Consider the following 26,213-nt stretch of genomic DNA (forward strand, 5'->3'; position numbering starts at 1 on the left):
CCGAAATGCGTAGGTTATCGCATCCCAGCGTCACTGCAGGACATCAATACCCTGCACTTCACTACTTACTGCTCTTGATCGGACGAATGGGCGCTTGCACGCCTCGGATATAGTCCCAGCCCTTTCAACGTAACCTCAGCTATCAACCACAACTCTTCTTCCGAGCGTATCACCTTCGACATCACGTTCAATCCGATCATCATGTTTTGAAGTGCAAGCGCCAAGCCCCGGAGGTTGGCCTCCGCGGGAATCTCGTTTTGGGCCTGAGCAGTTGCAAGCAACTCCTGAATCCGATCCACCGAGCCCGTGGCCAGACCTGCCAGCATTTGGCCCGGACCGGACGGCGATGGGCAAAGCTCGGAGATCGAATTGACAATAATGCAGCCGTGACCTTCCTGATCGCTGCTCCGGACCCGGCAGATATTTCGAACGACACCCTCGATCAGAGCAAGAACCTCCTCCTCGGCCCGACCATAAAGCGGCGCATCCGGAGCTGATGGGGCATAGCGACGGATGACTTCGGCGAACAGTTCCTCGCGTGACCCAAACGTATTGTAAAAACTGGATCGGGATATTCCCAAACGCTCCGACAACGCCTTCACGGAAGCTTGCTGGTAGCCTTCCGAGCGGATCGCCTCAGTCGCGATTTCGATTGCCTGATCACAGTCAAACTTCATCGGTCGTGCCATCCGAAAAATCCTCATTTTTTATTTTGGTCACATGTGGACAAAATTATTGTCCTTAGTTATGTTCATATGTGTTTAAAATTCCAATCTGTCTACAGGAGATCCGAATGCCAGCGCTTGTCATCGCTGAGGTCCGCCCCAGAGCGGCCGAGAAATTGGGAGAGTATTCAGCTGCGGCGGCGTCTACGATTGCGGCATTTGGCGGTGAATTCGTTCACCGGGGTAAATTCGTCGAAGCACTTTCCGGTTCGACGACAGGGCATGGCCTCGGCATCATCCGTTTTCCGGACCTCCAAGCGGCAAAAGATTGGTTCATGTCACCTGAGTATCAGGCGATTGTGCCGCTACGGGAAGAGGCAGCCGACATGAGCTTTCGCCTGTACGAGGTTGCCGGATGATCCGCATGCTTGGAGTCCTTGATCATTTGGCGATCCGAAAGGCAGTTTGATGGCCGATGCTGGAACATCATCAGCGCATTCAATACCCGCCGTCGTTCGTTTGGGCGAGATGCCGTTACCGACATTCGGGAAAACCAGGGCCCTAGCGTCTGCCGTCGCGGCAGCGCCTGTCCGTGCTGCCACGCAGCCCAAGGCGGTGCGAAATATCGTCTTAGTCCATGGCGCCTTCTCTGACGGGTCAACTTGGCAAGACATCATTCCGCTCCTCCAGTGCAGGGGCTACAACGTCACCGCTGTGCAAAATTCGCTGACTTCGCTGGCCGATGATGTCGCCGCGACCCGGCGCGTGCTGCTGCGTCAAGAAGGCAGCGTTCTGTTGGTTGGACATTCCTGGGCGGGCGCTGTGGTGACGGAGGCAGGCAATGCTGAGAACGTCAAGGGTCTGGTCTATCTGTCCGCTCTCGTTCCGGATGCTGGGGAATCCGTCTCCGAGATGTTACAGAAACAGAATGTGTCGATGGGAGCACTGGCACCGGATCACGAAGGCTTTGTCTGGCTGGATGATCCGAAGACTTACACGCATGTGATGGCTGATGATGTCCCAGCTTCCCGCATTGCTGTTCTGGCTGCAACCCAGCAACCAATTTCCGCTAAAGTCTTTTCAGAACCTATCACGACTGCCGCGTGGAGCACCAAACCAAGCTGGTACCTGGTGACGGAACGTGACAACGCGCTTCCCACCCATGTTCAGCAATGGCTCGCGCAGCATATTGGCGCCACCACAACAGCGATCAACTCAGGTCACATGTCTATGATATCGCATCCTGAGGCCGTCGCCGATCTCATTGCACGGGCCGCTCAACAGCTTTGAGTTATCCAGCAGAGCGGCGCGAGTCCGGCTAAAGACCAAAGCCGCCGCCAGCGACAAGCTCGATGTGCATTGGTCCACGATTTTGAGGAGTTCCGGTTGGCAGACGCGCTTTTTTCATTCGCAGCAGGCTCTGGGCGAACGTCACATCGCGTCAGGTTTAACGGCATTGCGAAATTGGCGCCGAGGAAGCCCATATGATTTTATCTTGTCTTGTTGGTGCCACAGCAAGCCCATTTTCATAATGAGCGGAAGTGAATACATGAACGTAAATAGATTGCAGATTAAGGGCGAGAACCACGGAACGGCGGTGATCGGCGATAGGAGCTTGACGCTGACTGCGAATGGAAGCACCGATTGGTTTCATCATCCTGCAGATAGCTTTCGCCGAAACGACGTACTTTCCCTGGCTACGGAAGTCGTTGAAGAGACATTTGCAGTCACTGCCCGGGTCTCTGTCGAGTTCGCGGCCCCCTACGACGCCGGCGCGCTTTTTGTGCAGGTCGATGAAGACAACTGGGCAAAGTTGGCGTTCGAGTACTCGGCGGCCAAGAAGCCAACAATCGTAAGCGTCGTTACGAGGACGACCTCAGATGATTGTGACGGTCCGAATTACCTTGGAGAAGCTGTTTGGCTTCGTGTCTACTGCGATGGGGATGCGATCGCGTTTCATTTTTCCGAGGACGGCAAATTCTGGCAGTTTCTACGCTGGTTCGCCATTCCCGGTATTCGCAACCGCCCGATCAAAGTAGGCTTTGGCGTTCAATCGCCGACGGGGGAAGGCTCCAAGGCGCATTTCGAACAGATCGACATAAATTTTGAAAAGCTCGCCGACCTGCGGAACGGCACGTAAATTCGGGGTAGCGCGCTTGTAGAAGTACAAGGTCCGGCTGAGCTTTAGGTATAGGGCCGTGTGCTCCGCGCCCAGAAAGCTCAAGATCACCCCGCCGGCCGATCCACGAATTGGCGCCGCTGTGCGAGGTTCGACAGCGTCAGAGAGGAGCCTGTGTCTCTGAAACTCGGCCGAAAAATGCGAGCGATCCCCGATCGTACTCCGTCACAATCACAGACCAATCCAGGCGGCGACTGTCGTTACGACGCGCGCTTTACGAGACAGGGATAAGCAATGAAACTTCCCACCGCGGACTTTTTGCACAGACTGGCCGACGCCGCCGATCGCGAGACAATCGCCCGATTCCGGCGAAAGCCTGAGACCTCGACCAAACCGAAAGAGGGATACCGTTTCGATCCTGTGACGGAAGCGGATCGAGAGGCCGAGTTGGCAATGCGAGCGTTAATCTCCGCCGAATTCCCTGATCACAGCATTGTAGGTGAGGAATACGGGATCACTGGAACAGGGGCCTGCCAGTGGGTCCTCGATCCGATCGACGGCACACGTCCTTACCTGCTTGGAATTCCGGTGTGGGGGACTTTGATCGGCTTTTGCGAGCAAGGACGAGCGACTGCCGGCATGATGAGTCAGCCGATCACCAGAGAGAGGTTTTGGGCTCATAACGGAGAGAGCTGGCTCAAGACCGACAACGCCACAGCCCGCCTGAGAACAAGTGCGTGCGCGCAGCTATCGGATGCCGTGTTGCATACCAACTCGCCTGAAGGAGTTCGCAGGAACCCTGACGTTCGATTTGATATTCTGGATGACACTGTCAAAATGACTCGGTACGGCGGCGAGTGTTACGCTTTCGCCATGTTGGCAGCGGGCCACATCGACATCTGCGTCGAATACAGCCTGCAGCCCTATGATATCGTTCCGTTGATCCCACTGATAGAGGCGGCGGGAGGCGTGGTAACGACATTTGACGGCTCGCGCCCCGAAAACGGCGGCCGCATCATCGCCTCCGCGAACAAGGATCTCCATGCAACTGCGATCAGTGTTTTGATGCATGGGCGGTGAGTCATAACCGCTTCTGCAGCGCAACGCATCAAGCAACGAGGTTGGTCGAAGCGCCACGGCGATGTCCGGATAGCCTTGATCGAAGCAAATGAGGAGATGGCGAGTGAGTGAGACAATTCAGCGCGATGCGAGGGCTGTGTTCCTACCAGCATTCGATACATTGGATTTCCATGACGTAATGGCTCCTTTCATTGAAGCCGGCGGCTGCTCGGTCCTGATTGGAGAAACCCGCTCCGAATACGTTGCAAGGCGAATGTCCGCAGAGCGCCTCGCCACGGAGAGTAAACAGGCAGTCATTGATGCCATCGATGGTTTGCGTCGCGGTCAAGCGGGGCTGATTGTTGCCGTTGATCAAGAGCTCGGTGGTATCAGGCGTCTTGAGGGGCTCACTCCACCTTTGCCCACGCTACGCGAGGCAATGCAATTGCCGGCAGATGAAATCGAAGGCAGTTGCTTCGAAACAGCGCGAGCGGCCAAGGAGTTGGGAATAACAATGTTTCTCGCGCCTATCGCGGACGTTGTGGTCGGAAAAAATCCGTGGCTTGAAGGTCGAACCCTTGGACCAGATAGGCGAGAGGTTGGACGTATCGTCTCTGCATTTATCAGAGGCATTCAGCGAGCGGGGATCACCGCGGTTACAAAACACTTTCCCGGGTTCATTGATCTGGCGAGCGATCCCGCTCTCGTCGATGTTTCGATGGTACGCAGCCTCGACGAAATCCTGGAAAATGCGTCACCATTCCGCGAAGCTGTGGGCGCCGGGACGATAGCCGTAATGGCTGGACCAGCCCCCGTTGCCGCCATAGACCCGAAGAACGCGGCCTGTACATCAGCCAAGGTCATCGAGCTCTTGCGCGGTGAATTCGGGTTCGGTGGCCTGATCGTCAGCGATGATCTCGACGCGCCTGCCACGATGCGCGCGCAATCGCTCATCGATACCGCCGTTGCAGCGCTCAACGCTGGTGTCGATCTGCTGCTGGTTGCCGGTGGTCCACATCTGCCTGAGCTCTGCGACGGTGTAGTCGACGCCGTCCGCCAGGGGCGACTGCCCGCAGAGCGGTTGACCGAGGCTGCTAACCGCGTACGGCATGCCGCGTCCCACAGCCCGGAATCTGCTCTGGCTGCCTGCCCACACCATACGGCGGATGAATAAGAAACGTAGCGTTCAATGCTGTTCGATGATGCCTGGCGGCGCCGGCCATGTTTCAGCGGCGGACGTGCCGATGGCGAGCAACGGCCATCCGCGTGACGCAGTTGTCAGGCCTAGAGCAGGGTTCGGGCTTCCTTTGCCACAGGATCGTCTCACGCATGCTGGTCGTGGCATGGGTGAACTGCTGGCATTGCAAAGGCAGGCTTTGACAAGCCATCCAAGACGGCCACCGCGTCGCCGGACTGCGCGCGCGCAATCGGCGGGATCAGGAGCCGTGATTGTTGACTTCGATCCAATACCCATCGGGATCCTGGATGTAGACCTGTCGATGCCCGTCGAACCGTTCGCCTACCCTGTTGATGTTTCCGGGCCAATCGTAATAGGCGATACTCCGGTTTTCCATGTCGGCGAGAAATGCTTCGAAATCCCTCACACGCAGGGCAAAGTGCGTATCCTTTCGAAGAGAAGTGGTGCTTGTGTCGCCTTCGCTCAGGTGAATCGTGTCAGTGCCGCCAATCTTGAGCCAGCGGATCTTCTCGTTGTTGGTTTCCTCAATGATCTCGAAGCCGAAGACGTCGTTATAGAATTTGATGCTGCGCGCAAGGTCTTCGACCAGGAGCGAAAAATGATCAATCCGATATTTCAGATCCATTGTAGAAAGTCCTCCGTCCTCAGAATGGGCGTACAGCCTCTTAAGCGTTGAATCGACTAAGGTAACTCAAGCTTCGTTTGGCAAATTCCAGTGGCTGTCTCGGGTTGTCGTGCTCAACCACAAGCAACCACGCACCACACTCGGTGGCGGCTTTCCAGAGCGACGGCCAAAGAATGGTACCGTCACCAACATCGGACCAACCGTCTTCATCCTCATGGGTCCCGACGGGTGCCTCGTCCTTGATGTGGGCAGATACGAGAATGCCCCGATATCTCTTCAACCAGTCCGCCGCGTTCATTCCAGCGCGGTTCATCCACGCAATGTCTGCCTGCCACTTCAGTGGGCTTCCTCGGGCAGTGTCGACCAAGACTTCGAAGCCAAAGCGCCCATCTACGAGGGGCAAAAAGTCCTGGCGCATATTGTGGTAGCCGAGTGTTATCCCGGCACCGTGCAACCTCTCGGCCAATCGGGCCAACTCCCATCCGATAAAGCGCCAGTCACTGACGCTGCCCTTCGGCGCATGAAATGCAACGCCGGGAACAAAGAGCTGCTTGATTTCGCAAAATTCACATACATCGATAAGTCGCGTGAGGTGATTTCGTAGTGCCGAATGGCTTACATGCGCGGACGGCGCAGCTACCTGATGATCCTCGAGTAAAGCCTTCAGAATGGTAGGCTCGTCCAAATGCTCTTCCAAAAGCTCGACCGCCTTAAAGCCGGCGCTCGCGGCCCCAAGCACCTGGTCTTGAAGAGACCCCAGTGATCTAAGCGAATACAGCTGTAGCGCTATAACGTTCTTCATCGTCTCCTCGACATTTTCCACGGGCGCATCCCACTGCTGCACTTTTCTACGACGCTCGAGCGCGTCAAAGGAGCTTCATTGACCTAGCCATGAACGCCAATCCGACAACAGCCACTGTCGAAAAGACTGCCGGCAGGAAAAATACATAGGGAAGACCGAGCAAGGCGATACCCAACCCGCCCGCTGCTCCGCCAAGTGCGCTGCTAAGCGCCGTAGAGCTCATGAATATGGCTGAGGCAGTTGCGACCGCTGTCGGGAGCAGTCGTTGGGCGGCGATAATTCCCAGGGCCGCGAATACGCCCCATACGCCGCCCATGAGGATCTGACCCGCGAACATGCCCATGACGCCGTTCCAGGTCGCAAAGCAGATGTTTGCAAAAACACCAAGTGCTGCGGCAATAGACATCAGCCAAAGCATACCTGTTCTTCGCGCGAGGAGAACACTAAACGGCATAATCAGCAGCTCGACGAGAGGCTGAATTCCGATTACGGCTCCGCGTGTCGCAGCGTCAAGACCAAGGCTTTCGTCCATGTACAACAGAAGGAAGCCATATTTGATCGACTCTCCCGCATAGACCAGGGCGAACAGACCAGTAAAAGCAAGGAGGGGCAGCATCTTCCCCAGACTTGGCTGGCTACGCTGCTTTTCCGCCACTCCTGTCCTTTCGGAGGGCCGAGGTGTGGCCAGCGTGCCTAGAGGTGCTATTTGAACGAGGAAGCAGAGGGAGGTAAACCAAAGCATCTCACGAATTCCAAACTGCGCCGTTATCCACGTCCCCACGACGGGCCCGATGATCCACCCGGCTGTCAGCGCCATTCGGACCGTTGAAACGATGTCGTCACTCGCCAGCGTTGTTCTGCACTGAATGTCATCGTGGATAGCGGCGAAAAGTTGCGAGGCGGCCGCTCCGGAAAATGCCAAGACAAATGTATTGACGATAAAGGGCAGCCAGCTGCTGGTCGACAGCGCAATCCCCGCCCAACCGATGAAGCCCATGAGAGCACATAAGCGAAAAAGGCCAAGGCGGTCGCCAGTGCGATCAGAAAAGCTGCCGATTGCATAACCGGCTAACGGCGCCGCCAGGTTTGTCAGGTAAAACAGGCCGGCAGCCGCCATCGGCGTATCGAGTTCCTTCACAAGGAACAATACGATCTGCGGAGCTGCAGCGGATGTCCCGAGGCCCGATAGGAACATCGCGATTGCTGCGCCCAAATAAAGTGGCGACGACGCGACCTGTCTCAGTGTGGATTGTTTTTCGAGAGCTTCCAATTGCTGTATTTCCGATGAGCCAAGACGCAGTCAAGGCGGGACAAAACGCACTGAGAGAATTCAAATGTTCAAGCGCTGACGCAACAACCGACGCCTAACCACTTGGCAGTTTCAACGACTGCGAGCTCCGTCGAAACGTGACATATTCAATGTGACCTGTGCACAGAGGACGCTTCTGGGATATAGGCGACAGGCTCGCCATACCAGCCGCTGCTACGCTTATGCCAGTACGAGTGGTGGATGCGGCGGGTTTGCTCGCCGACAGCGCCGGAGCCGACCGTGGTTCCGTTCACCGAAGACACTGGAATGATTCCACCTGCCGTCGTCGTAAGGAAGATCTCTGTGGCCTTCAGAAGCCGCTCGAAGGAAATGCGCTCCTCGACAACACCGACATTCAGCTCGCTGCAGAGCTCCATGACGCTCCTTCTTGTCATTCCGTCCAGCATGCCGGAGGAGGGGGTGCGCAGTGCCCCCTCAATTACCGCAAAGATATTGAACCCGGGTCCTTCGGTAATGTTGCCGTCGAGATCACTCAGAACCACTGTGTCGGCGCCGTTCTCATAAGCCTCAAACAAGCTCATTTCAAAGTCGAGCCAATGGTAATGCTTCACCAATGGATCGACCGACTGCGGCGGAACTCTGACGCGTCGGCTTATATGAAGCGCCATGCCCGTTTCCTGTTTTTCTGGACTGGCGACCCACATATACGGCATGCAGAACGCCTGAAAGCGGTTTAAGCAGAGGCGCAGGTCTCGGCTACCGATGGGGGGACGTCCCCGCGTCATGATGATTTGGACGTAAGCATCACGGAACCCGCATACGGCAACGAGCTCGTGGACCACTCTGAGGATATCGGCCCTTTCGACAGGAGCCGTATCCATCCGGAGACGCTGGATAGACCTTTGAAACCGGTCAAGGTGGTCACTTAATCGGAAGAAACTGCCGTCCCACACCGAAATCGTCTCCTGACATGCGTCAGAGCGCAGGAAGCCCCAATCCAAGAGGGGCACCTTCGCTTCCTCAATCGGTACGATTTTCCCATCGACATAGGCTGAGCCGTTCGCGTAGGCGGGATCTGTGCGGAAATCCGGCAAATTTGTCGTATGCGCAGGCCAAACAAGCTTGTTGCTCACGGTCGTGTTTCTCCCAGAGACTCCGGATCCTGGCTTCGTTGCCGTCTGTCAATTCCCAGGCGCGCCAGTCCAACCATTACTTCCGGGGCTTTCATGAATAAGCGCCATAGCAAACCCGTGCGATAGTTCTCGATCATCGCCACCATCGGTCCCTGGTTGATCGCAAGATGGCAATCCGAAACCCAATTTTCAGCTGGGGCAAAGGCGTCAGCAAAACCGAACGCTCCCCACAAACGTCCGTTTCCGTAAGAAAGAAATGCACGTGCCGCGGCTTCAGCCTGAGCGGGCAGAAATGGAAAGCTCGATAACGCGGCGGTCGGCGCAAGAACGCCGACGTCATTCATCGGGCAGCTCACGAGGTAACCCCTGGGTCCGTCTGATGCGGTTAGACCCCACCCATAGACTCCGTACCCAATGTGCCCCTTTGGGTTTCGTCTGCAATGCTCATAGTTAATTCCCGAATGAGCGACGGCCTGATCCCAATAGTCGATATGTTCATCGAACAAGCCGCGAGGATCCAAGCCGCAGAACGAGTACTGAGAAAGGAAAAGCGGGCCGCCGTAGGGCGAGCCGGCGGGGAGGGTATGGCCATAATAGCTTTCGCCGTTGCGATAGGCTCCCTCGTTTTTCCATCCGAGATGGAAGACCTCTGGGTCAATAGAATGATCCTGCGAGCCTGCAGCAAGGACATAGGCAATAAGGCCTTCGTTCCATCCTGTGATCGGCACGTTGAGGGACCACTCATACTGCGGGCTCCAATGCCAGAACAGCGATGGTCGGGCTCCCGGACGGACGAAGCCGCTCCATTCAATCGCCGTTAAAATTCGATGTATTTGCTCTCGGATCTCGTCTTCGGCCGGCGATTTCTCGTCGAAATATTCTCGAGCGCATAAAAGCCCCTGGGCGAGTAGCGCTGTTTCAATGAGGTCGGCCCCATCGTCCAGTGGCACCAACGGGACGACCGTGAGATCGCTGGCTTTTACGAAGTGGGGAAACGCTCCGCGATATCTCGGCATCCCGGCCAGGGCGTCGAGTATTGCAAATACGCGTGAAGCGGCGTGGTGCCTCGCCACCCAGCCACGATCAGCCATCACTATTATCGACATCAGCCCGAAGCCAACCCCACCGAGGGAAACCAGATCCGATATTTTCTCACCTTTGGTTCCCCGCCTGTCATAGGGGAGACCGGTGGCCGTGTCGGCACCATCCCAGAAATATGCGGCATGCTGGCGTTGAATAGTGTCAAGGAGACTAGGAAGCGATAGGTGCTGGGGCCGAGGCGGATGACTCATGGACCGGGGTTGGCTCACGGCATCGTATGTTCCCAATAAAGAAATTACATCCGCCATTTCAGTTCGCGTCTTTTTATTGCGTACTCTGCAGCCAGTCTCAGCTGCGTGCGGGTTCGCAGGAAAAATGTGTTTCGAGGACGCGTCATCGGCGACACGCTTAGCGGTCATGAGAATCGCATCCGCAACCATGTTTTTGCACTTCGCAACGCGAACTTTTGAGCATCGATATGCCGCAGAATTCGCGTCAAGTTGCGACTCCGATATTTCGATTGTCGGCGGCACCAAGGCAGCAACCCAACTGTCCTTGGCAGGGTGGGAACTCCGCCTCCGATCATCAGTGATCGGCGACCAACGGTAAGCCGCCGCACCCATGCGCAAACTGACGCCGTCAAAGCGCCATAGTGTGCAGAAACCCCGCGGGCCGGCTTTCAAACGTCCGCCTGTCGCGAGATATGCAAGTCGGCCACCGGCTTTTCCCGCAGGCTCCTCCGCCCAGATCCCGCAGGCTTGTTCAATCGAAAAGACAAGCGTTTTCACAGCATAAGCGACCGGCAGAAGCAGCTTATCGCGCTTGGCGCTTCACTGTGCATCAGCGTTTCGGTGCCTGCGAAGTTGCGGAATCGTCGAGCAAAGGCGCACACTGACCTAACTGTTGGAGGACAGTGCCAGCAATGCCGGCAGCCTTCAACCTGTCTTAAGCAAGGAACGAGGGTTGAACAATGAAGCTCACTGGTGGCCAAGTCGTCGCGAAGGCCTTGAAGGAATACGGTGTAGAATATGTGGCTGGTGTACCCGGTCACGGGATCTGGTCGCTCTTCGATGCCTTTTTGGAAGAGGGGTCTGAAATCCCATTCATCCAGGTCATGCACGAGCAGAGTGCTGTCCATATGGCCGATGGATACTATCGCGCTTCGGGAAAACCGATGGCTTGCTCGACCTCCGTCGGACCAGGCGCCGCAAATACCATCATCGGTCTCGCCACCGCTCTTTGCGACTCCACTTCGCTCTTCTACGTTTCCGGCTCCCCCCAGACTTACATGCACGGCCACGGGACGATGCAGGAACTGGAGCGCCATCAAGACAACGCATTTCCGCGCGTGACCGAGCAAGTCACGAAACGTGCATGGCAAGCCAATTCGGTGCAGGTCCTCCCAAGCATCATGCACCGTGCCTTCAACGCGATGATGACGGGGCGCCCTGGACCAGTCCACGTTGAAGTTCCGATGGATGTCCAGGTTGAGGCTGCGGATGTCGCCATCCACCCGCTCGAAAAGCGCCTTCCCATCGGTATTGCCTATCCGGACCCAAAAGCAATCGAAGCTGCTGTCAAGGTCCTTATGACAGCTGAGCGCCCAGTTATCGTAGCCGGTGGCGGCGCGATCACAGCGAATGCATCTGCAGAGCTTACTCGCCTGGCTGAGAAGCTCGGTGCGGCTGTCTCGATCACCTGGAACGGCAAGGGCGCGATTTCAGAGGATCACGAACTCTTCATCGGTGCTGTCGGACAGACGGGAACAACGTGCGGCAACAAGATCACTGCTTCAGCAGACGTCGTTGTCTCGGTCGGCTGCCGCTTCACCGATTGGTCTGCATCTTCCTATGCCAAGGGGGTGTCCTTCTCCATTCCGTCTGCGAAGCTGATCCATATTGATCTGGATCCGCGCGAGATCGGCAAAAACTACGAAACGGAAGTCGGTATCGTGGCCGACGCTAAGGTCACGCTCGAAGCTATCCTGTCGCTTATCTCTGACAGTGACTCGCAAAAATTGCTGTCACGGCGCGAAAACTTCCTTGCTGACGTTCAGAAAGCGAAAGCCGATTGGCGCGCTCAGGTAGGCCCTCGTGAAAACAGCGTTGAAACACCATTTACCTCGCAGCGTCCGCTGATGGCGCTTCGCAAGGTCCTCGATCGTGACGGTATCGTCGTCGTCGGCTCCGGCAATACTCAGGGTTCAGTCAAGCAAAGCTTCCCTGTCTATCAGCCACGCACCCATCTGACGTCCGGTTCTTACTCGCCAATGGGTTGGGCAGTGCCGGCTGCTCTTGGCGCCAAGCTCGCGTGCCCTGACAGGCAGGTCGTGGCGATCGTCGGCGACGGTGATTTCATGATGTCGTTGCCGGAAATGGGTACTGCCGTGATGAACGGTATCAACGTCGTGTTCCTTGTTCTCAACAATCAGGGCTACATGTCGATCCGTGGCGGACAGCGCAAGTTCATGGGCCGTCATGTTGCCTCGGAATTCAATCATCATGCCGGCAACGGCGAGCCATACTCCGCTGACATTGCCGCGTCGGCTCGCGCGTTTGGGCTTGAAGCCTGGCGTGTCGAGAAGAACGAGGACCTTGAGTCCAGCATCAAAGCCGCTCTCGAATGCGGTGGGCCAGCGCTTGTCGAAGTGATTGTTTCGCGTGACGCGGCCGGCCCGTTCGCGACGGGTTGGTGGGACTTCCCGTCGCCAGCTTACTACGAAAAGGAACAGGCGGCTTACGCGGAAATGCGTGCCCGCGAGCAGCATCTCTAAGCTGCACTGATCCTCGGGGCGCCGGGCAGGCGCTCCCAAAACCCAGGTTTTAATCATCGCGACTGCGGAGCGTGCTGCTTCCGCGAACGAAGAGCTATGTCATGATCAGACACATCAAAACAGCCAAGGCAAGCAATGGAGGCGGCAGTGACGCCGCGGTAACCAAGGCAGTCGAAACACTTCTCGCGAAGGTGGAGTCGGGCGGCGACAAGGCTGTTCGGGAGCTGTCGGTACAGTTCGACAAGTTTGATCGGGAGTCCTATCGCCTGTCGAAAGAGGAAATCTCAACCGCAGTCAATTCGTTGACGAAACAGGAGCGTGAGGATCTGGACTTTGCCCAGGATCAAATCCGCCGTTTTGCTCAGGCTCAAAAAGATTCCCTCAAGGATCTTGAGATCGAAACGATCCCGGGTGTTGTCCTCGGCCACCGGAATGTCCCGGTTCAGAATGTAGGCTGCTACGTCCCGGGTGGAAAATATCCTCTCCTCGCGTCTGCCCACATGACGGTTCTGACTGCGCGCGTGGCAGGATGCGAACGCGTAATAACCTGCGCACCGCCGTTCAAGGGGCAAATATCAAACAAGATTGTTGCTGCGCAGGCGCTTGCCGGAGCAGACGAAATCTATTCTCTGGGCGGTGTTCAGGCGATTGCAGCGATGGCATACGGGACTGAGACCATCCAGCCCGTCGATATGCTCGCCGGCCCGGGCAACGCCTATGTGGCCGAGGCAAAGCGTCTGCTTTTCGGAAAGGTGGGCATCGATCTTTTCGCTGGCCCGACGGAGACTCTCGTCATCGCTGATGACAGCGTCGACGGCGAGATTGTCGCAACCGACCTACTCGGCCAAGCGGAACACGGAGCAAACTCGCCGGCGGTCCTGATAACGAATTCCGAAAAGCTCGCGCGAGATACGCTCCACGAGATCGAACGCCTTCTCAAGATCCTCCCCACTTCCGCCATCGCAAGTCAGGCATGGGCCGACTACGGAGAGATCATCTTGTGCGACTCCCTTGAGGAAATGGTTGCGGAAGCTGACCGCGTCGCCTCGGAGCACGTCCAGGTCATGACCCGAGATCCCGACTATTTCCTGAACAACATGACGAACTATGGAGCACTGTTCTTAGGCGCTCGCACGAACGTCGCTTTCGGCGACAAGGTGATCGGCACCAACCACACGCTGCCAACAAATCGAGCCGCTCGATACACCGGCGGCCTGTGGGTCGGAAAGTTCCTGAAGACCTGCACCTACCAGCGCATCGAGACCGACGAAGCATCAGCATTGATCGGCGGCTACACCTCACGGCTTTGCATCATGGAGGGCTTCGCTGGCCATGCGGAACAAGCAAACATTCGCGTCCGTCGCTATGGCGGACGGAATATTCCTTATGCCGAGGGGGCGTCGCCCGTCAGAGCATAATTCCCTGGCGGCGTCAGCTTTGAGCGCTCGGGCCGCCAGCCACAATCTCTAACCAAAAAGGGGAACTACCATGAAACTCAAAACTCTGCTTGCAGCATCGATAGCATTTCTTCCGGTCGCGGCTGCGGCCCAGGAAAAGACGAAGATCGAGGGCATCCATCATTGGGTGTCCGAGAGCGAAGTGAACGCGCTCAAGGTAATCACCAACAAGCTCGCAACCAAAGGCTATATCTGGCAGGACAGCGCAGTCGGAGGCCTGTCTGGGGGCAATGCACTGCAGGCTCTGCGGACACGCCTTGCGGCGGGCAATCCCCCCGCGACAATGCAATTTCTCGGCTTTGAAGGCCTGGACTGGGCAAAAGAAGGAGTCCTCCGCTCCCTCAATGACGAGTACGAGAAAAATGGCTGGGAGAAGACACTCGCTCCGCAATTGCTTGCTTTCGTCAAGAGCGACGATGACTTCATCTCGGTGCCCATCAATATGCACCGGCAGAACTGGGTCTGGGCCAACAAAGCCGTATTCGACAAAGTTGGACTTTCGGAACCGAAGAGCTGGGATGAGTTGATCGCCTATGGCGACAAGCTCAAGGCTGCAGGGGTGGTTCCACTCGCAATGGGCGATGAACCATGGCAGATTCTCGAGGTGTTCGAAGCGATCGTTGTCGACGTAAACGGTCCTGAGTTCTACAAGAAGGCGATAATGGACCTCGATGAAGAGGCCCTCGGCAGCGACAAGATGGTCGACGCTTTCGAGAAGCTTCGCAAAGTGCGCGGACTGGTCGACGACGGCTTCACCGGCCGCGATTGGGCTGTTGCGACCGGCATGGTTGCAAGTGGAAAGGCTGCCATGCAGGTCATGGGTGACTGGGCCAAGGGCGAGTTTCTGGCCAAAGGCATGAAGCCCGGTACGGACTTCCTGTGCTTCCCGACTCCGTCGGCCACGCCAAACTACAAGTTCGTCATTGATGCGTTCGGCATGTTCAAGATCGACAACGAAGCGATTACCGCCGGTCAGGACGCGTGGGCAGAATCGATCATGGACCCTGAAGTCCAGAAGGACTTCAACAAGATCAAGGGTTCCATCCCGGCGCGTTCCGATATTTCTGTTACCGATTTTGACGCGTGCGCTCAGCGCAGCTTCGCCGATCGAGAAGCGGCTATCGCCAGCAATGCGATGCTTGGCGGCCTGACAGAAGGTTTCGCCACTCAGCCACAGTTTTCCGGCGTGTTTAGTGATGTCGTCGGCAAGTTCTTCGTTACAGACATGTCTGCGAAGGATGCGGTCAAGGCCCTTGTAGACGGGATCGACAACGCTCGCTGACCGATCGTCAGAGCGCCGGCTATCGCGCCGGCGCTCTGAAACACTAGTACGCCTTCAACGCCGGATTACTGTGATGCACAGGACACCTTCACTAAAAGATAAACTAGCGCGCTGGCTACCTCGGCTCGTGTTGTCGCCGAGCCTAATCGTCGTTTTCGTCGGGGTTTATCTCTTCATCGCCTGGACGGCCGGAATTTCTTTGTCGTCCTCAAAAATGGTTCCTAGGTTCGATTTTGTGGGCTTAGAAAATTATATGCGTCTATGGGCGACGCCTCGATGGGAAACAGCGGTCGCAAATCTGTTCATCTTCACGGTGCTGTTCCTTGCGGTCACCATCGCGCTTGGTCTGTTCATTGCGATCTTGCTTGACCAGCAGGTGCGGGCAGAGGGTTTTCTTCGGGCTGTCTATCTCTATCCGATGGCGCTGTCGTTCATCGTAACGGGCACGGCATGGAAGTGGATTCTCAATCCCGAGCTGGGTGTTCAGAAGGTTGTCAATGAACTCGGCTGGACAGGCTTCGTATTCGACTGGATCACTCGGCCGGAATACGCAATCTATTGTGTGGTAATCGCGGCGGTGTGGCAGTCAACTGGATTTGCCATGGCGATCTTCCTCGCTGGTCTCCGCGGTATCGATACGTCGATCATTAAGGCTGCTCAAATCGAGGGTGCGACACTGCCGCGCATCTACATGAGCATCATCGTCCCCATGCTGCGACCGGCATTTCTCAGCGTCGTTGTTCTCCTCAGCTACATCTCGATCAAGAGCTTCGACCTCGTCCTGGCATTGACGGGCGGTGGTCCGGGCAGCGCGACCGAAATGCCCTCAACGTTCATGTTCTCTGCCACGTTCAAGCGGAACCAGATGGGCATCGGAGCGGCCAGCGCGATGATGATGTTGATGACCGTCGCGGCAATCATCGTGCCTTACCTGTATTCGGAGCTGAAGGAGAGCCGCAATGCACACTGAAGCTAGCTCAGCGCGACGCTCTTTGCAGTTTGGCCGGATATTCATCTACGGTTCGCTCATCGCACTTGCCGCCTTTTATCTGATGCCGCTGTGGGTGATGATCGTCACCTCTTTGAAGTCTCTGGACGAGATTTATTCCGGTTCGTTCATTGGACTTCCCAAGGTGATCTCCTTCGAAGCTTGGCAGAAGGCCTGGGGTGAGGCGTGCATTGGCACTGCGTGCGGCGGTCTCAAGCCGTACTTCGTCAACTCGCTCCTCATGGTCGTCCCTGCGGTCACCCTTTCGACCATGATAGGCGCAATCAACGGCTACATTCTTACGAAATGGCGATTTCCGGGCTCGAACTTCGTGTTTGGAATGTTGTTGTTCGGCTGCTTCTTGCCATTTCAGGCAGTGATCCTGCCAATGGCTCAGTTGCTTGGGGCACTGAAACTTTCCGGCACCATCCCCGGACTGGTCCTAGTTCACACGGTATACGGGATCAGTTTCACAACCCTGTTTTTCCGCAACTACTTCATCACAATTCCGGACGAACTTACCCGCGCAGCTCAGATCGACGGTGCCGGATTCTTTCGTATCTTCTTCTCTATCATGTTGCCAGCTGCTCTTCCGATCATCGTGGTCTCGTGCATCTGGCAGTTCACGCAGATCTGGAACGACTTCCTCTTTGGCGTGTCGTTCACCGCGGGTGAGTCATCACCGATCACCGTAGCACTGAACAACATCGTCAATGTGACGATGGGTAGAAAACAATACAACGTCGATATGGCCGCAGCAATGATTGCCGCAATTCCAACCCTTGTCGTCTATGTCATCGCCGGGCGCTACTTCGTCCGCGGACTGACTGCCGGTGCCGTGAAAGGCTGATACAATGTCTACTCTTGAAATCGATCGAGTTCGCAAAGCCTATGGTGACCTTGAAGTGCTGAAGGAGGTCTCGATCTCCATTGGCACCGGCGATTTCCTCGTGCTGCTAGGACCATCCGGCTGTGGAAAATCGACACTCCTCAATATGATCGCTGGTCTCGAAACGATCACCGGGGGCCAGATTCGCATCGCCAACAACGTGGTCAATGATCTGTCGCCAAAAGACCGCGACATCGCGATGGTGTTTCAGTCCTACGCGCTTTACCCGACCATGACGGTGCGTGAAAACATCGAATTCGGCATGAAGATTCGCAAAGTCTCCCCCGCCGATCGCGATAAAGCCGTGCGATCAGCAGCCGAGTTGCTCCAGATCAGCCACCTGCTGGATCGAAAGCCATCACAGCTTTCCGGAGGACAGCGTCAGCGCGTCGCAATGGGACGTGCCATTGTCCGCCAGCCAAAGCTCTTTCTGTTTGACGAGCCTCTCTCGAACCTTGATGCAAAGCTTCGCGTCGACATGCGAACGGAGATCAAGCGCCTCCATCAGCGCTTGGGAACGACGATTGTCTACGTCACGCACGATCAGATCGAAGCAATGACGCTCGCGACACGCGTTGCCGTGATGAAGGACGGTATCGTCCAGCACCTGGATGAGCCTCAAAAGGTTTATGATCGGCCGGCCAACGTCTACGTCGCGAAATTCGTCGGCTCTCCGTCCATGAACATTGTCCCTGCACGGGTTGAAGCCGACGGTTCCGGTGTGAGCGCAGTCGTGCAAATTCCGAACCGGGCACCGGCTCGCATTTCCGGCATTCCGATCTCCGCATCCGCACTGAAGAAATATTCAACCAAGGATGTGCTGATCGGGATCAGACCGGAAAACTTCAGCCCCGCACCGAGCGCAGGCGCAAACTGCCTGACGGTTGATATTGACGTTGTCGAGCCCACCGGGCCGGACGCGCTTGTTGTTTTCCAGCTTGCCGGTGTGGAAGTGACAGCACGACTTCCCCCCAACAGCGCCAGGTCAAGAGCTGAAGCTTGTTTGTCTGTCGACGGCTCGAAAATCGTGCTGTTCGATGCACAGACTGAAGCGCGGATCGATTGAGGATTTACACAGCCATGCAACACAATGCAGACATTGTGATCATTGGTTCCGGAGTTGGTGGCAGCTCCTTGGCCTATAGCCTGGCCGCATCGGGGCGACGGATCGCTATCCTGGAGCGCGGCGACTACCTCAAGGACAGCGCCGAAGCTCGGGACGACATTGCGATCTTTCAAAAGGGGTTCTATCGACCGGCCGAGGAGTGGCTTGGGACAGACGGTGAGAGCTTTCTGGCCAACAACTACTACTATGTCGGCGGAAACTCGAAATTTTTCGGGGCGGTCATGTACCGTTACCGGAAGGAAGATTTTTTACCCCGTCCCCACCTCGACGGGAACTCACCAGGCTGGCCTATGGCATACGACGACCTTGAGCCCTGGTATGAGCGCGCTGAAGAGGTGTTTCGCGTGCGTGGTGCCACTGGGGAGGATCCAACCGAACCTCCCCATAGCCGACCTTATTCCTACACGGCCGTTCCGGACGAGCCATCCATCGCATCAGTGCGAGCGCGTCTAAAAAGGGCGGGGATCCATCCCGCCAGCCTTCCGCTTGCCATCGACCTCGAGGCGTGGCTTGGACGTGCAAAAACCGGCTGGGACGCCTTTCCAAATACCGGGTTAGGCAAGATCGACGCCGAAGTCGGACCTTTAACTCGCGCCCTTCAGCATCCGAACGTGAGTGTCATCACCGGCGCAAGCGTATCTCGCCTGGAGACCGATGAAACAGGTAAGCGCATCATATCAGCGACGTTCACCAAGGACGGAGCAGTACATTCTGTTACGGCGGATGTCTTCGCTGTGGCCGCCGGCGCTGTTCAGACTTCCGCGTTGCTTCTTCGGTCTGCGAACGCGGCTCATCCGATGGGCCTGGCAAACAGTTCGGACCAATTGGGCCGGAATTTCATGAACCATAACACCTCCGCGATGCTCGTACTGGACTACAAACGGAACGCCTCAGTCTATCAGAAGACCTTGGCTTTCAATGATTTCTACAATGAGAACAACGAATTCGGAGCGCCCTTGGGAAACGTGCAACTGCTTGGTCACATCACCGGTAACATCCTGAAAGCGAATTTTCCCGTACCCGCACCATCCTGGCTCATCAACATCATCGCAAGGCACGCATATGGGTGGTTCCTTACGAGCGAAGATCTCCCCAACCCGGAAAGCCGGGTTATGGTCAGGCACGATCGGATCGTCGTCAACTGGGTGCGTTCAAACATGCGCGCGCATCAAGCGTTAATCAAAAAGACGAAGCAGGTGATGCGGAAGGCCGGCTTCCCGGTCGTATTGACCCATACATTTGGAAGAAAGACGACGTCCCATCAGTGTGGAACCGCCAGGCTCGGAAGTGATCCCAAAACATCGGTTGTCGACCTGAACTGCCGGAGCCATGATATCTCGAACCTATACATCACTGACGCGTCGGTATTGCCGACCTCGGCAGCCGTCAACCCGGCCCTTACCATTGCTGCCCTCGCAATTAAGGCAGGCGCATCGATAGGGAGCCGCTAATGTTCATGAACTGTCTCGGTTCTGCTCGTTACGGCGTGAAGCCGATCTCAGGCAAGGAAAGCCGCTATGACTATATCGTTGTCGGAGGTGGCTCGACCGGTTGCGTGATTGCATCGCGCCTTTCTGAAAACGAATCCGTCAAAGTGGCTCTTCTCGAAGAGGGGCCGCCTGATGCCAGCCCATACATACACATCCCTGGAGCGTACTACAAAACAGCGCAAGGTAGCTTGCTCAAGCGGTTAAGCTGGGAAGCCGGTCCCGAGTTGGCCCGAAACGAAAAGCAGACAATGGTTCAGGCCCGCGTCTTGGGCGGCGGCAGCTCTGTGAACGCGATGATCTATATTCGCGGCGTACCGTTTGACTACGAGCAATGGGTTCAGCTCGGCGCTGAGGGCTGGGGATATGATGATGTTCTACCCTATTTTCTTCGCGCAGAGGACAACAATCGCTTTTGCAACGAAGTTCATGCCGTTGGGGGGCCGCTAGGCGTCTCTGACATTGACTACATTCACCCGCTCACTCGCAGCTGGCTGCAGGCTTGCCAGCAGGCAGGCTTGCCTTACAATGCGGATTTCAATTCCGGAAATCAGGCTGGGTGCGGTCTCTATCAGATCACAGCGAAGGACGGTCGACGCAGCAGCGCAGCTGTAGCCTACCTTAAGCCCGCACGGGAAAGGCCAAATCTGCAGGTTGTTACTCGTACCGTCGTTACTCGTATTATTATCGAAGACGGCAAAGCGGTCGGCGTTGAATATGTTCGAAACGGCGAAAAGCACGTGCTTCGGGCTGAACGAGAGATTATTGTTTCGGCCGGCGCGATCGGCACGCCGAAGTTGCTGATGCTATCTGGCATCGGTGCAGAAAAAGAACTGTCCCGTCATGGCATCGCGGTACAGGCTGATCTCCCCGGCGTTGGAAAAAACCTTCAAGACCACGTCGAAATATCGCTTATCTACCAGCTAAATGGACCCCACAGTTACGACAAATACAAGAAATTGCATTGGAAAGCCGCAGCGGGTCTCAATTACGCGCTCTTTAAGGGGGGGCCTGCCTCCTCAAACCTCATTGAGGGAGGAGCTTTCTGGTGGGGCAACAAGGAGGAACAGGTTCCGGATATCCAATATTTCATGGTGGTCGGCGCGGGTATCGAGGAAGGAGTCGATGCTGTTCCGGGTGGTAATGGATGCACCATCAACCTCGGGCAGATTCGGCCAAAGTCACGCGGTGAAGTTACATTGACCAGCTCCGACTTTGCCGCTGACCCCCGGGTGTCTCCCAATTATTTTTCTGATCCTTACGACTTGGATGCAATTACGGATGGCACGATGAAGGCAATGGATATCATGTCCAAACCTGCCATCGCGAAATACCTTCACTCCAGATACGTGCCCGACCGGAGCGTCCTGACGCGGGATGAGGTGAGAGCATTCTGCCAGCGTAACGCACATGCAGCTCTCCACCCGTCGGGCACCTGCCGAATAGGCACGGACGAAATGGCCGTTGTCGATCCAAAGCTTCGCGTGCGGGGAATCGAAGGACTTCGGGTCGCCGATGCTTCAGTCATGCCCACTTTAATTTCGGGAAATCCCAACGCGGTATGTATCATGATTGGGGAGCGAGCCGCGGATTTTATGCTTGCTTGCGCTTAGCGCATTGGCCCGAACTCCCAGGTCGGCCGATTGAGTGGATTAAGTTCGTTGCTTACCCGCTCACATTGCAGGTCCACATAGCAACCGAGCATTGTCGGTCGCGGTTGAGCGACCGACTGCCAAGGTTTAGCGGGGTCGATTGCAGAATGTTGCCCTCCTTGTTTATCGGGAATGACGCAGCCCATGCGGCTGAGGTGCTGGGCCGTGTCCATTGGAGTTCCAGGGAAAAATCAACACTACATCGTTGGTAATTTCAGCGCATGGAAGGGAAACCATAGTTCAAATATGATGGCGGCGTTCGGCGCGCCCGACGCTTACCCTTTTCGCATGCCTTTGTTGAGCGGAACAGTTGTTGGGGCCAGAAGCGCGCCATCGACTCAAGCCACCGGATTTCTAGGCAGTCTCATGCGCTTGCAGGAGGCGACAGTTCACGAAAATTGCAGCTATATCGGCCTGGCTTTCAAAAAGGCGGCAATGGTCCAGAAAGCGAGTGAACTGCTGAATGGCCCTGTCACAAGAGATTTGGAATTCGATCCGATCGTGGATCTCACGACGGCGAGAGGCTCGCATTTGGCAGAGCTTTGTAATCTTGTCTGGAATTGCCTCGATGTCTTTGAAACACAAAATTTTTCTCAGGTGGCTATCGAGCATCTCTTTCAGGCAACGATGATAACGCTCCTAAAAAAAGGCATCAGGCCTTTGTGGGTGCCTAGCGTCCGTGAAGCGCGATTTGGCGAAACTCTTTTCAGGCTAACACTTTTGTCGGTACATTCAATTCTGAATTCCCTGTTGCGGAGCCATATTTTCGGAAGTTCGACGGCGTCGTGCGCCATTTTGACCGAAATGCGCGTACAAGATGGGAATCGTCGGCGAAACCGCTGGATGCCACAGCACAACGCGAGCTTCTGCAGAAAAAATGGTGGGCCTGCCGCTAAGCGTGAAGCCGTCGCGCATCTGAAGGCCGTCATGGGGCTTTCGGAACGGCCGTCCCGCCAGATCATATCCGCCGAGCGCAAGACGGTGCGCTATCGGTCATGCCGACCGCCGGAGATTGAGCTGCGTGCAAGGCTGCGAGAACTCGCAACCGAGACGGCGTTTTAGTTATCGGCGACTGTTTGTCCTGCTTTGGTGGGAGGGAGAGCCGGCCTGGATTTCGTCCACGACCAATTCGCCTGCGGCAGACGCTTCCGCGTGCTCAATGTCGTCGATGACGCGTCACGCGCCCTGGCGGCGATACCTGACACCTCGATCTCCGGTCGTCGCGTTGCTCGCGAATTGGCGGCGCTCATCGAGCTGCGGGAAAGCCCCGCATGATTGTCTCCGACCATGGCACGGAATTCACGTCGAACGCGATCCTCGTCTGGTCAAAGGAACACAAGGTCGAGCGGGATTACATCGCACGGGGAAAGCCGATGCAGAACGGCTATGTCGAATCCTTCAACGACCGCGTGCGCGACGAACTGCTCAACGAAAGCCTGTTCTTCGGCCTCGACCATGCCCGAAGCGCAATGCTTAATGGGCCGACCGATTACAACCACTTCCGGCCGCATTCATCGCGGGGATACAGACCCCGGCGGCTTTTGCCGATGATATTGCCGCAACCGGCTACAACGCTACGCGAGATGAAAGCTTCGCGTTTCCGCCGGTTGCTCACCCTGCGCCACTTGCCGGATCGAAAACCGCCGAGGCTCTAATCGCCGCTGGATGAAAGTTCAGTGGCAGGTCATAGTCGACCCAGGCGCCTCTTAGGGCACGCCGCGACCGATGCGTGTTTGAGGAAACCTGAAAAAAGTAGCTCAAGATTTGATCTCAAACTGCTGGGCCAATGAGCGATTGCATCAGGGATTTAAGCTGTCTTGCAACGTCAAAGCTGTTTTCCTGGTGATTTCGATTGCAGAAAAGTTCGCAGCTCCACCAGCCTTCATAGCCAGTTGATTTCACCGCATCTGTCCATTCCTTCAGGTTCAAAACGCCGTCACCGGTTGGTACGTCGCGCAAAATGGGCTCGTCAGGTATGCCGCCTTTGAACTCCAGGGAGTCACACACGTGCACACCATAGATGAGATCCTTGTCGATTTTGGCAACTCTTTCAGGAGTATCGCCGGAGGTATAGCAGTGCCAATAATCTATGAGCAGCTTGATGTTGGTCCGTCCCGCCTTCTCGATGACCTTGAGCTGCTTGTCGATGGTATTCAGTGGTGTCCAGGATAGCGATTCAAGGTACAGCGTAAGATCATGTGATGCGGCCACGTCGGCGAGTTCCCGCAAATTCGCTGCAGTAAGGTCAATCTGCTCCTGTTCTGGGCGATCGATCAGACCGCGATATAGCCCCTGAATCGGAGTTTTTGATCTTACAGCATCAAGGCTGAGCGGCCCCGTTATAACCTCGACACCCTTTGCGCCGACTGCCGTCGCCAACTCGAAAAGTCGTACGGCGTCACTGAACAACTGGGGTCGTTCGTCGTTTTGGCGTTCAATGTTGATCAGGAAGCCAATCCCGGGGATAAACATACCATCGACCATCTCCCGCAGCGACGCTTTGGAAACGCCGGCGGCCAGGCAGTCGCTGATTTTCGACCCCGATGCCTCCAGCCCATCAAATTCAAGCTGCTTCGCAATCTCCAGATCGATCGCCATGGTCGAGTGTCTGGCAACCAGAGAGTGAAGGATGATTTTTTGAGTGGTAGTCACGAACCTGCTCCTGCGCTAATTGGCCGATATATTGTTCAAATCAACGACCTCACCCGTTTTCACTGACGTTCGCAGTGCCTCGATAGTTTGAAGATTTGATATGCTGTCTTCTCCGGTCGAAAGCCATGTGGGCCTTCCATGCAAACCGGTAACGAAATCATGCATCGCAGCGGCGTGCACATCGCGCTCGCGTATTGGGATCAGTTCGTTCTTACCCGCGATCCGTCGCGTAAGCGTTCCAGCTCCGCGGCCGTTCAACGTTCCATTCGCAATGAGCGAGCCTTTGTTGCCGGCCACCAGCACCATATCCTCGATCTCGGAGGTTGCGAAACTCTCATGCCCCTGAACGATGCAGCCGTCGTTCATGCGCAATAAGAACGCCAGATGCAGCGGGAGTTGATCCTGTACCTTTTTGAGACCGCTGATTTGGCGAGGTTCGGCGTCGGTAAGGTATCGGGCAAGGTCGACACTTTCGATGGCTGCATCGAAGAAGATGTCGCCGGCAGCGCGTTCGACCTTACCGCGCCGTTGCGGCGGTGGCTCGTGGGGACCGCCACGAATGACGATTATAGATTGCAGTTGGCCGATGTCGCCGTCGCGGATTAGCCTCTTCATCGTCTGGTGCACATTGGATGCGCGGGCGACGTGATGTACTGCTAAGGTGACCTTCATGTCATGGCAGAGTTTCACTAGTTCCGTGGCTTGCTCGCGATCATCGCAGAGGGGCCCATCGCATAAGATGTGCTTTCCGGCTCTCGCTGCTGCAGCCACGTGATAGGGGCGCCGATCTCTCGTCGCGCTAACATAGACAAACCGGACCTGGGGCGCAGCCCAGACAGTTGTCAGATCACTGGTAGCGTTCGAAATATCTAGATCGCCTGCAAAAGCCTGCGCATATTGAAGGTTTCGGCTGAAAACCCATAGAGGCAAATGGCCGATCGACCGGATCGCAGATACCATGTGCTCCGTAGCAATGGTTTCCGTGCCCATAATCGCCCAACCGATTTCGGCGCTTGCTGGCAATGATCGATCCCCTTCATATTCGCAATAAAATGTAAGGGGAATGACGGCCGGAGCAATTTCGCATTGCGTCTAAGGCTTTCGCGATATAGCGTAGCTATAGCGTCAATACGCGTCATTTTCTGGACGGCCAATGAACCATCTTATCAGCGATACGGCCTTCTTCGCTGCCAATCTTCGAACTCTTTGCAATCAACAAGGGTCAGTGGCAGCTGTATGCAGGAAAATAAAGGTAAATCGGCAGCAGTTTAATAAATATCTGTCTGGATCTCATGTTCCGTCGGCGGCGAACATGAGGATCATCGCAAACTACTTCGGCCTCAGTGTTCCCATTCTTTTCTCCGACCCCGAAGAGTTCAGAACCCTGGTCGATGGCAACTTTTTCCACGCTATGTCGGCGGCGCGGCAATTGCCTGAGTTTTCGCGATTTGTATCGACCATGTTGGTGGAAAACTCGGTACCCGATAGCGACCTGATCGGCGTCTACGATCGATACCAATTCTCGTCGATCTACAAAGGTTTTGTGCTGAAGTCGGCATTCTGCATCTACCGATCCAACCAGTTCCTGCAACATTATTATGTCGAACGGTTCCCCAGTTTCGACGACCCGAAGAAGATGGAGTATGTCTTCAAATATTATGGGTTTTGCTTTCCGATCGCAGATCGCCTCTTTACCGCAGACTTTGAAGGAATTCAGTCAAACGAACTGACCTTCGGTGTCTATGCGCAGGTGAAGCGAAACTCCAAAAAGTTCATGTTCGGGATTTCAAGCGGTATTGCCGCAACCGTCTTCCGGCAGCCTTACTCAACCAAAGTAGCCCTTCACTATCGAGGGCCTGGGCTGCTTAGGAGGGAGCAAATCAAGGGGATTACGGTAATGGATAAAAATGACCCCGCAATACCTCGCGAGGCCCTTCAGTATCTAGGAGATGGCTCGGACATGATCCAGATGTCTTGAGACTCGCCCGAAGGCCA

General features: G+C 55.9%; 22 protein-coding genes and 1 pseudogene. 15 read left to right on the forward strand and 8 right to left on the reverse strand.

The window, feature by feature from the left end:
* Positions 1 to 65: 65 nt before the first annotated feature.
* Positions 66 to 689 carry a TetR/AcrR family transcriptional regulator gene (locus tag QD408_RS12635; protein ID WP_190237447.1) on the reverse strand — a complete coding sequence of 208 codons (624 nt, stop codon included), beginning with the start codon at positions 687 to 689 and terminating at the stop codon, positions 66 to 68.
* Between the two features lie 104 nt (positions 690 to 793).
* Between QD408_RS12635 and QD408_RS12640 the strand changes: the two genes are divergently transcribed.
* The 5 genes from QD408_RS12640 (at position 794) to QD408_RS12660 (ending at position 5,017) form a co-directional block, all read left to right on the forward strand.
* Positions 794 to 1,084, forward strand: a complete 291-nt coding sequence (locus tag QD408_RS12640; protein ID WP_414139533.1) for a DUF1330 domain-containing protein — start codon at positions 794 to 796, stop codon at positions 1,082 to 1,084.
* Between the two features lie 49 nt (positions 1,085 to 1,133).
* Positions 1,134 to 1,955 carry an alpha/beta fold hydrolase gene (locus QD408_RS12645; RefSeq protein ID WP_210191800.1) on the forward strand — a complete coding sequence of 274 codons (822 nt, stop codon included), beginning with the start codon at positions 1,134 to 1,136 and terminating at the stop codon, positions 1,953 to 1,955.
* 259 nt (positions 1,956 to 2,214) lie between these two features.
* On the forward strand, positions 2,215 to 2,805 hold the full coding sequence (locus tag QD408_RS12650) for a DUF1349 domain-containing protein (protein ID WP_088682559.1): 591 nt from the start codon (positions 2,215 to 2,217) through the stop codon (positions 2,803 to 2,805).
* A gap of 273 nt (positions 2,806 to 3,078) precedes the next feature.
* Complete coding sequence (hisN, locus tag QD408_RS12655) at positions 3,079 to 3,864, forward strand: histidinol-phosphatase (RefSeq protein ID WP_088682558.1); 786 nt, start codon at positions 3,079 to 3,081, stop codon at positions 3,862 to 3,864.
* A gap of 103 nt (positions 3,865 to 3,967) precedes the next feature.
* Complete coding sequence (locus tag QD408_RS12660) at positions 3,968 to 5,017, forward strand: glycoside hydrolase family 3 N-terminal domain-containing protein (RefSeq protein ID WP_414139534.1); 1,050 nt, start codon at positions 3,968 to 3,970, stop codon at positions 5,015 to 5,017.
* Positions 5,018 to 5,279: 262 nt separating this feature from the next.
* Here the strand turns inward: QD408_RS12660 and QD408_RS12665 are convergent, their stop codons facing one another.
* The 5 genes from QD408_RS12665 to QD408_RS12685 form a co-directional block, all read right to left on the reverse strand.
* Positions 5,280 to 5,666: a VOC family protein gene (locus QD408_RS12665; protein WP_414139535.1), complete on the reverse strand. Its 387-nt coding sequence runs from the start codon at positions 5,664 to 5,666 to the stop codon at positions 5,280 to 5,282.
* A gap of 40 nt (positions 5,667 to 5,706) precedes the next feature.
* Positions 5,707 to 6,489, reverse strand: a complete 783-nt coding sequence (locus tag QD408_RS12670; protein ID WP_245313564.1) for a sugar phosphate isomerase/epimerase family protein — start codon at positions 6,487 to 6,489, stop codon at positions 5,707 to 5,709.
* A gap of 43 nt (positions 6,490 to 6,532) precedes the next feature.
* On the reverse strand, positions 6,533 to 7,738 hold the full coding sequence (locus QD408_RS12675) for an MFS transporter (protein ID WP_414139536.1): 1,206 nt from the start codon (positions 7,736 to 7,738) through the stop codon (positions 6,533 to 6,535).
* Between the two features lie 146 nt (positions 7,739 to 7,884).
* Complete coding sequence (locus QD408_RS12680) at positions 7,885 to 8,871, reverse strand: aminotransferase class IV (protein WP_414139537.1); 987 nt, start codon at positions 8,869 to 8,871, stop codon at positions 7,885 to 7,887.
* Positions 8,868 to 10,331: a glucoamylase family protein gene (locus tag QD408_RS12685; protein ID WP_348626691.1), complete on the reverse strand. Its 1,464-nt coding sequence runs from the start codon at positions 10,329 to 10,331 to the stop codon at positions 8,868 to 8,870. Before QD408_RS12685 ends, QD408_RS12680 begins: the two co-directional genes overlap by 4 nt.
* A 551-nt stretch (positions 10,332 to 10,882) precedes the next feature.
* On the opposite strand from QD408_RS12685, the gene QD408_RS12690 reads away from it, so the two are divergent.
* From QD408_RS12690 to QD408_RS12730, 9 genes and pseudogenes are all read left to right on the forward strand, one after another.
* Complete coding sequence (locus QD408_RS12690) at positions 10,883 to 12,685, forward strand: thiamine pyrophosphate-binding protein (RefSeq protein WP_088682552.1); 1,803 nt, start codon at positions 10,883 to 10,885, stop codon at positions 12,683 to 12,685.
* Between the two features lie 101 nt (positions 12,686 to 12,786).
* Complete coding sequence (gene hisD / locus QD408_RS12695) at positions 12,787 to 14,103, forward strand: histidinol dehydrogenase (protein WP_088682551.1); 1,317 nt, start codon at positions 12,787 to 12,789, stop codon at positions 14,101 to 14,103.
* 70 nt (positions 14,104 to 14,173) lie between these two features.
* On the forward strand, positions 14,174 to 15,424 hold the full coding sequence (locus QD408_RS12700) for an ABC transporter substrate-binding protein (protein ID WP_088682550.1): 1,251 nt from the start codon (positions 14,174 to 14,176) through the stop codon (positions 15,422 to 15,424).
* Between the two features lie 73 nt (positions 15,425 to 15,497).
* Complete coding sequence (locus QD408_RS12705; RefSeq protein WP_088682549.1) at positions 15,498 to 16,394, forward strand: carbohydrate ABC transporter permease; 897 nt, start codon at positions 15,498 to 15,500, stop codon at positions 16,392 to 16,394.
* A complete protein-coding gene (locus tag QD408_RS12710) occupies positions 16,384 to 17,262 on the forward strand; it encodes a carbohydrate ABC transporter permease (RefSeq protein ID WP_414139538.1) in 879 nt (292 codons plus the stop codon). The genes QD408_RS12705 and QD408_RS12710 overlap by 11 nt, the downstream gene beginning before the upstream one ends.
* Before the next feature lie 4 nt (positions 17,263 to 17,266).
* Positions 17,267 to 18,367, forward strand: coding sequence for an ABC transporter ATP-binding protein (locus tag QD408_RS12715; RefSeq protein ID WP_088682547.1), 1,101 nt, complete (start codon positions 17,267 to 17,269; stop codon positions 18,365 to 18,367).
* A 14-nt stretch (positions 18,368 to 18,381) separates the two neighbouring features.
* Positions 18,382 to 19,878 carry an FAD-dependent oxidoreductase gene (locus QD408_RS12720; RefSeq protein ID WP_414139539.1) on the forward strand — a complete coding sequence of 499 codons (1,497 nt, stop codon included), beginning with the start codon at positions 18,382 to 18,384 and terminating at the stop codon, positions 19,876 to 19,878.
* Between the two features lie 5 nt (positions 19,879 to 19,883).
* Positions 19,884 to 21,527: a GMC family oxidoreductase gene (locus QD408_RS12725; RefSeq protein WP_414139579.1), complete on the forward strand. Its 1,644-nt coding sequence runs from the start codon at positions 19,884 to 19,886 to the stop codon at positions 21,525 to 21,527.
* Between the two features lie 836 nt (positions 21,528 to 22,363).
* Positions 22,364 to 23,235 (forward strand): annotated as a pseudogene (locus QD408_RS12730) (integrase core domain-containing protein); the annotation flags it as partial.
* Positions 23,236 to 23,336: 101 nt separating this feature from the next.
* On the opposite strand, the gene QD408_RS12735 reads toward QD408_RS12730, so the two are convergent.
* Together QD408_RS12735 and QD408_RS12740 are read right to left on the reverse strand one after the other, a co-directional pair.
* On the reverse strand, positions 23,337 to 24,218 hold the full coding sequence (locus QD408_RS12735) for a sugar phosphate isomerase/epimerase family protein (RefSeq protein WP_414139540.1): 882 nt from the start codon (positions 24,216 to 24,218) through the stop codon (positions 23,337 to 23,339).
* A 15-nt stretch (positions 24,219 to 24,233) separates the two neighbouring features.
* Positions 24,234 to 25,241, reverse strand: coding sequence for a Gfo/Idh/MocA family protein (locus tag QD408_RS12740; RefSeq protein ID WP_245313562.1), 1,008 nt, complete (start codon positions 25,239 to 25,241; stop codon positions 24,234 to 24,236).
* Positions 25,242 to 25,371: 130 nt separating this feature from the next.
* Between QD408_RS12740 and QD408_RS12745 the strand changes: the two genes are divergently transcribed.
* Entirely contained in the window at positions 25,372 to 26,196 is an 825-nt protein-coding gene (locus QD408_RS12745) for a helix-turn-helix domain-containing protein (RefSeq protein WP_088682542.1), read from the forward strand.
* Positions 26,197 to 26,213 lie beyond the last annotated feature (17 nt).

This window comes from Rhizobium sp. BR 249 (genome assembly GCF_047445895.1).
GTDB lineage: Bacteria > Pseudomonadota > Alphaproteobacteria > Rhizobiales > Rhizobiaceae > Rhizobium.